This is a genomic window from Paenibacillus barengoltzii NBRC 101215, from assembly GCF_004000745.1.
Classification (GTDB): Bacteria; Bacillota; Bacilli; order Paenibacillales; family Paenibacillaceae; genus Fontibacillus; species Fontibacillus barengoltzii.
The window spans coordinates 64254-71537 of the sequence record NZ_BILV01000026.1; the positions used below are offsets into that span (position 1 = coordinate 64254).

General features: G+C 42.0%; 6 protein-coding genes. 3 read left to right on the top strand and 3 right to left on the bottom strand.

The window, feature by feature from the left end; translation table 11 throughout:
- Positions 1-4: 4 nt before the first annotated feature.
- Positions 5-913 carry an ABC transporter permease gene (locus PBA01S_RS09550; protein ID WP_016312649.1) on the bottom strand — a complete coding sequence of 303 codons (909 nt, stop codon included), beginning with the start codon at positions 911-913 and terminating at the stop codon, positions 5-7.
- A gap of 691 nt (positions 914-1604) precedes the next feature.
- Here PBA01S_RS09550 and PBA01S_RS09555 point away from each other — a divergent pair.
- Positions 1605-3056: an MFS transporter gene (locus tag PBA01S_RS09555; protein WP_127575864.1), complete on the top strand. Its 1452-nt coding sequence runs from the start codon at positions 1605-1607 to the stop codon at positions 3054-3056.
- Positions 3057-3199: 143 nt separating this feature from the next.
- Here PBA01S_RS09555 and PBA01S_RS09560 read toward each other — a convergent pair whose 3' ends face one another.
- Entirely contained in the window at positions 3200-5203 is a 2004-nt protein-coding gene (locus PBA01S_RS09560; RefSeq protein ID WP_016312651.1) for a M28 family metallopeptidase, read from the bottom strand.
- 120 nt (positions 5204-5323) lie between these two features.
- Between PBA01S_RS09560 and PBA01S_RS09565 the strand changes: the two genes are divergently transcribed.
- A complete protein-coding gene (locus PBA01S_RS09565; protein WP_127575865.1) occupies positions 5324-5587 on the top strand; it encodes a hypothetical protein in 264 nt (87 codons plus the stop codon).
- Positions 5588-5966: 379 nt separating this feature from the next.
- Here PBA01S_RS09565 and PBA01S_RS09570 read toward each other — a convergent pair whose 3' ends face one another.
- A complete protein-coding gene (locus PBA01S_RS09570) occupies positions 5967-6359 on the bottom strand; it encodes a MerR family transcriptional regulator (RefSeq protein WP_127575866.1) in 393 nt (130 codons plus the stop codon).
- Positions 6360-6470: 111 nt separating this feature from the next.
- Between PBA01S_RS09570 and PBA01S_RS09575 the strand changes: the two genes are divergently transcribed.
- Complete coding sequence (locus PBA01S_RS09575) at positions 6471-7235, top strand: SDR family NAD(P)-dependent oxidoreductase (protein ID WP_127575867.1); 765 nt, start codon at positions 6471-6473, stop codon at positions 7233-7235.
- The last annotated feature ends 49 nt before the right edge of the window (positions 7236-7284 follow it).

Here is a 7284-nt window from a genome sequence, read left to right on the forward strand (position 1 = left end):
CTTATTACCATAGCGATACCTCGCTCACTTTTCGGGAGATATAGTTGACAAGCACAATGAGCCCAAGTGAGATCGCTGATTTGAATAAACCGATGGCAGTAGAATAAGCTAATTGCCCTTGCTGGAGTCCTGTCTTCAGCACATAAGTGTCTAATATCTCCGACACGCTTAAGGTCGCCGGGGTTTGCATCAGCCAAATCTGGTCAAAGCCTGCGTTCAGAATGCCGCTGAGCGAGAAAATGAGCAGGATCGCGATCGTTGGCGTCAAGCTGGGAAGCGTAATTTTAAACAGCTTACTCCACCTTCCGGCCCCATCGATTTCCGCCGCCTCATACAAATGAGGATCAATGTTCGTTAACGCAGCCAAGTAAATGATCGATCCCCAGCCGACCCCTTTCCAGATGTCGGATATGACGACCAACGGATAGAACAATTCCGGCTTACCCATAAAGAAGATCGGTTCCAACCCCATTTGATACCGGATGTCATTAATCAGCCCGACGTTCGGGGACAGAATTTTTTGCAGCAAAGTCACAACAACAACCCACGAAACGAAGTGCGGCAAATAAGAAATCGTTTGGAACACTCTTTTGAGCCTTCCGTGCATCACCGCATTGAGCATCAAAGCCAGAATCAACGGCGCCGGAAATCCGAAAATCAGCTTAAGCGCGCTGATCGACAAGGTATTGCGGAGGACATCATAAAAGCTGGAATCGTTAAGGAACTGTTCGAAATACTTAAAGCCAGCCCATGGGCTCCCTAATATACCCAGATTGTATTTGAAATCTTTGAACGCTATTAAAATGCCGTACATCGGATAATAGGCAAAAATCAAATACCAAATGATCGCCGGAAGCAAAAACAAGTAAATATGCCGGAAATACCAAATTTTACGTAATTTGCTGGATCCCATGCTGTGTTCACCTCCTAAAGCTTCGTTGGATGGATTCTAGTGACTTGTACTCCTAAGCTGCTAACTTTGCGATAGACTCCCCCCTTAGTTGCAAGCGTTTTCTTTCTATGTGTTAATAATATTCGATATAAATGAATATATTCAATATGCTATAAGAAAAATTCCAAGATATTTTTTGTAAAACCAACCTACAAGGCTTAAAATGTGTAAATTTCTAGGAATTAAATGGCGTTTATATTCATTTTTGTGGAACATTTTATTTGATATATTAAATATACGTAATAAGTTTTGTATGTAGAAAAAAGCCTAAGCTTGTCAGCTTAGGTTGAAGTAATTCCAATATACAAATTGATGTAAACTAATGAAAAATGGATCTTTAAATGATTCATGGAGACAACGAGCTAAAGTGTTAGAGAAGCTATTAAAATTAAGATTTAACGATTATCATGAATTCGTGCTCTTGTTTGTCAGACTCAGTTGCTTCATAATAATGTCATAATGTCATAAGTTTTAAATCGTCTCCGTAAAAACCGTTTTTTTCTGACCTAAAATGACAATAGCGGCCCCTGCAGGTCTATTATTTTATCTCCAACCTTTGTCACATGTGGGTAGGGTGAATGTACGTGGTAAAGAAATCAGATGACAAAGCCTCCTAAAATAAGCAATCACATATTTTAGGAGGCTTTTCCAAATGAAAACAAAGTCAAAACAAAATGAATCTGTACAAAATAGGGTGTCCACAAAATTATTCATGATGGTCCTTGTCTTGTCTTCCCTATTGGCAGCCATCACGGTGGATATGGTGAACCCTGTTCTTGGTCTCATTAGCGAATCCTTACAAGCTTCGACAGTTCAAGTGAGTTGGGTAGTGACTGGAATTACACTTCTACTTGCTATTGGTATTCCTCTATACGGACGAATGTCGGATTTTATTGAACTCAAAGAGCTGTACACTTTTGCCACTTTTGTATTGAGCATTGGAAGTTTGATCTGCGTTCTTGCTCCTAGCCTGCCCGTATTAGTACTCGGCCGGATGGTTCAAGGAGCTGGAATGTCTGCCATACCGGTCTTATCTGTTGTGGCGGTTTCGAAGTTTTTTGCAGAAGGGAAACGCGGCACCGCACTAGGAGTCATTGCGGGATGTATTGGTATAGGAACAGCCTTAGGACCGATCTTCGGCGGCGTTGTCGGCCAAACATGGGGATGGCCTGCTTTATTCTGGATAACCTTTATCCTCTCACTCTTCACTGTAGTCGGGTCTATTTTTGCTCTGCCAGGAAATAAACCGATAACTGCAGATGAAGCCGGGCGAGGATTTGATTTGGCAGGTGGTGCTCTGTTAGGTCTTGCCGTGGGACTATTCCTTTTGGGGGTAACGCAAGGGGAAAGCAACGGCTTTACCTCATTGTCTACATTAGGAAGTCTTTTGGGTTCCCTTATTTCCATGATTGGATTCATTTGGCGTATTGGTGTGGCAAGAAATCCATTCGTACGACCGGACTTATTCAAAAATAAATTCTATGTGAGCTCCGTGGTTGTAGCATTTTTATCTGCGTTTTCCTATTTTGCGGTCCTTGTATACGTACCGTTGCTTAATTTGGAAGTTAACCAACTCACTCCTGGTAAAGCAGGTTTAACACTTTTACCAGGTGGCGCGGCTGTTGCACTCCTTTCGCCATGGGTTGGCCGAATATCGGATCGTGTTGGGACCAAATCGCTTATTTTCACTGGACTAATCGTGATGGGAAGTTCTACTTTTTTCTTGTCGACATTTGCCTCAGGGGCATCCCCCATTATGAGTTCAGTGGGAGTCATGGGGGCGGGAATAGCTTTTGCTTTAGTTAATTCACCCGCTACGAATTCTGCTGTAAAAGTTCTTCAGAAGGATATGATTGGAGTCGGTATGGGATTCTTTCAGGGGGCACTGTATCTTGGGGCAGGAGCAGGAGCTAGCCTCGTTGGAGCATTTCTGCATGCACGGAGAGATGCTAACTTTCCGTTAAACCCAATGTATCGTTTAGATGTCGTAAACTACTCCGATTCATTTCTGGTGGTTACCATTGCAGTGATCGTCGCATTAATCGCAAGTATCGGATTAAAGAATGATAAACAGGGTAGCAGATTAGTCAAACCTACGAAATGACTAATGGATTGCCGAAATCGACAGACTCACCCACGACAGCCTGCCTTATTGGCATAGCCGATTCATGCTGCAATATAGAGCTGCTACCTCAGAAGGTCATTAACTTTGACCCGAGAGGTAGCCTCTTTAGGATAGAGAATCCATTAAATGCCCATGCCTTCTATCAACGCTCCCCAGTCAATCCCATCCGTCCATTTTAGCGCCAACGGCAGGTCTTCGCTTGTCCAATTAAACACAAACGACGTTCCTTCACCGCCCACCTGGTGGTCTTTCCCCCCATAAATTTGCAGAAAATATTGCTGTCCGCGAACGTTTGCTTCGGTTGATAAGATGACATATTCAGGCGTATATATGACGGTATACTCGTGACCGTTATATATCTTTTTTGATTCGCTTATGTTTTGCCCTTCGAAGTCGAATTTCGTTTTACTTATCGATATAGAGACGCCTCTTCCATGATCGTCTTTGTAGATCAGTCCCAATCCCTCGATATCTTCCGTCGTGATTTCTGATTTATATTTATAAACTTTGTTTAATTCTGTGCCATTAAAATCGTTGGTCTCCGTATTGGGAAACGTTAAGTTGACAATGGCGGAGCCAAAAGCATATTCACCAATCTTCGCAGGCAACATCAAGCCCACCACAGCTTGTTCCGCAGAACTTTTATCTGTGAATGTTTCATTCGATCCAATCACCAACAGCGGCTGTTCATCCGGACCTATCAGCTTGTATTCTCCCAATCGCAAACTCTCACGCTCTTTTTCAGCTTGTTCTAGCAGCTCACTCATGGTTGCCTGTTGTTCAGACATGAGTGGAGAGATTTGCGATTGAACAGTTTGATCACCATGAACAAACTCAGGAGAATCCCCTTGTTCCAGAATAAAATTGGATAAGACCTCGACATATTGATCAAGCAGCTTGAAATCGAGATGATCCGGGGTATCGTCAGTTGTATGGAAACCTTGGATATTTTCCTGTGTAATGGTGACTGCTTCAAAACCAGATTCCAAAAATGAAAGATGATCACTCCCACCATAGGTTCCTTCGGTTGTTGACGATATCCCCCGTTTCGTCATGTAAGTGTTTAAAGCGGAAAGCAAAGGGCTCGATGGGTTCCCGACCAATAGCATTCTGTTGCCATTCTTAAGTCCCAAACAGTCAATATTAATGTTATACACATGATCATATTTATCACTTAACTGCTTGACGAATGCTTTACTTCCCTGCATTCCGGATTCTTCTCCGTTAAAGGCCGCAAAAATGAGGTCGCTTTCGAATTCTGCCGCGGATACAGTACTTAATATAGATGCTAGCTGCAGCAAGGCACTAACCCCGGAGGCATTGTCCAAACTCCCTTGATAAATCGTTTTATCCTTCCCTGTTCCTACCCAACCCACATGGTCAAAATGTGCCGACAAGACGATGGCATGCCGATGTTCCTCACTCTGTGTTCCCGGAAGATATCCTACAACATTGGATGCGGTAATTTCTTCAGCATGTAATTTCATTCCGATTTCAACATTTCGAACTTCCTTACGATGATGATTTAGCCAATCTGCCGTATCAGGACTGATCTGTAAAACCGGAACACCATCCGATGGTTCAGGCAGGAGCTTCATAAAAGTATCACTTCGTTTTAAGATTGCCAGAGGTTTGTGTTCATAGGCTTGAGAGAGTTTAGCGCTGTCTTCGATTATCGCAATTTTCTGTTCTATATGAGAGTCTTGCAAATCAAAAGAGAGCGGAGAGACAGTATGAAACCGTTCATTGACTCTTTGCTCCATAAAGTCCTTGCCGTAAGTTAATCTCCTTACTGATCCATCCTCTAAATGAAAGTTTAGCGTGAATTCCTGCTTATCCGGTTGAAACATCGTATGGGAATAACTCTGTAAATAGCTATCTGAAAATAAAGGCTTTAGACCCAGGCTTTTGAAATGATTTTCGATCAAGCTTTGTGCTTTCAAATTTCCATCCGTTCCCGTCAACCTTCCCAAAAGCTTTGGGGATGATAGTTCCTTGACTGTAGTTTCTACCCCGAATTCTTCCGTCGCAGGGGATGCGTAAAAGCATCCACTTAATAAAAGAGCGATTGCTAGCAAAATGAGAACAATGATTGCTGACAAATTTATGGACGACGTGTTTCTCACAAACGTTAACCTCCGATTTTTATTGTTATTCAGATTATACCATTAATTTCTTTTTTTGTAAGTTTATATTTACAAATAAATGTAAATAAGTGATAATATAGTTGGGAGGAGGTGAAATTTATGAGAAATTTTACCATTTTAATTTTTTCTACTTTCTTTCTACTAGTAGGATTTGCCGGCTCAGTTTCGGCAGAGGAGCAAGCGATTACACCTATTCAAATTCAATCATCCGCTCAATCCTTGAATCCTGAAATGACCATTCAACCACAAGCATTACCCTGTGATTACTACGCTGACGGTCAACAAAAGAGATCATTTATTACAAATCCTTATTTTTTATACTTTGAAAGTTCTTCAGAAATTGATTTCTTTCCTTGTGATTAGAAAAAGCCATAGAGTACCTGAAAAACAGTTGGTGTCTATGTTCTCCATGGCAAATCCAATTAAGTAGAACAGAGTCGATCATTCGGTTAGCATCATTTCAGAATGCTGCTAACTTCGTTTAGCAAATTCATTGTTCGCGTCAGTTCGAAGGTTATGCAATCTAAATCGCCATTGATCATTGTTCTTCCTGCTGCCGAATCCAGTTGAGTTCGACTTGTGCTGTCGCTTTGCCTCTAGCCTCCGAAAAGCTCTCACCCCTCAAGAATGGCACTTCCCCCCATACTATCTGCCCGTTTGGAATCCTTTGAGCAATGCAATTAGTATCTAGTTGAGGGAAGGTAAACTACTTCTGAACAGACCTTGGATACAGTCGCTCAACTCATGACTTCTCGAGGCCTCCGTACATCTTTTCGGCCAACTCTGGATCATCATAGATTGCGATCTTAGAATCTATAAGTTCCAGGTTTTTCTTTAATTCTTCCATCTGTTTCAAAACCTGTTTACGATGTTCGACGAGCATCTCTTTTCGTTCGTTGATTGTATCCATGCCCTGCTGACATAAGTCAGCATAACGCTTGATTTCTTTAATTTGCATTCCTGTATCCTTCAAACAGCAAACCATCTTCACCCAATTGAGATCCGCTTCGCTAAATACCCGGTTACCGGATTTGGTTCTCCCTATAAATGGCATTAGACCTTCTTTGTCATAGTAACGGAGCGTATGGGTAGACAGGCCAAATTTATTAGCAACTTCATGAATGGTGTAATTCAAAAAAATTCCTCCTTGACTTAGAGTTAACTCAAACCAATATACTCACTATAGACCACGAGCAATAAGATAACAAGTGGGACAAAATAAAACCAATCCAAAGGAGAATACATTATGAATTCAACACAGAAGATCGCACTCGTTACGGGCGGCAGCAGAGGCCTAGGAAGAAATACTGCATTGGCTCTCTCCCGCAAGGGAATTGACGTCATCATTAGTTATTATACGAAGAAGGAAGAAGCTGAAAAAGTCGTTAAAGAGATTGAATACAATGGCCAAAAAGCTGCAGCATTACAATTGGATGCCGGGAATGTTTCCTCTTTCGATACATTTGTATCGCAGTTGTCCACTTTGCTAAAAGAAAAATGGGATCGCGAGCAATTCAATATTCTTGTTAACAATGCAGGTTTTGGAGTTCATGCTCCAATTATGGAAACGACGGAGGAGCAATTCGACAATCTGATGAACGTGCAAGTCAAAGGCGTATTTTTCCTTTCCCAAAAGTTGTTCCCGCTCATTTCCGATAATGGAAGAGTCATCAATATTTCAACGGGCCTAACACGTTTTGTTATTGATGGGTTTGGGGCTTACTCAGCCATGAAGGGTGCAATTGAAGTTCTCACGAAATATATGGCCAAAGAATGGGGTAAACGGGGGATTCGAGTCAATGTTGTAGCTCCAGGAGCCATTGCAACCGATTTTGGAGGAGGTGCGGTGCGAGATAATGAGCACATGCGCGAATTTATTGCTTCTCAAATTGCTTTAGGCAGAGTTGGGGAAGCCGATGATATTGGCGGGGTTGTTGCATCTTTATGTACAGATGAATTTGGATGGGTAAATGGGACACGTCTTGAAGTATCTGGTGGGCAGCAACTTTAATCAGCCCGTTTATAATGAACCCGGTATTAAACCGGGTTCATTTCTTATT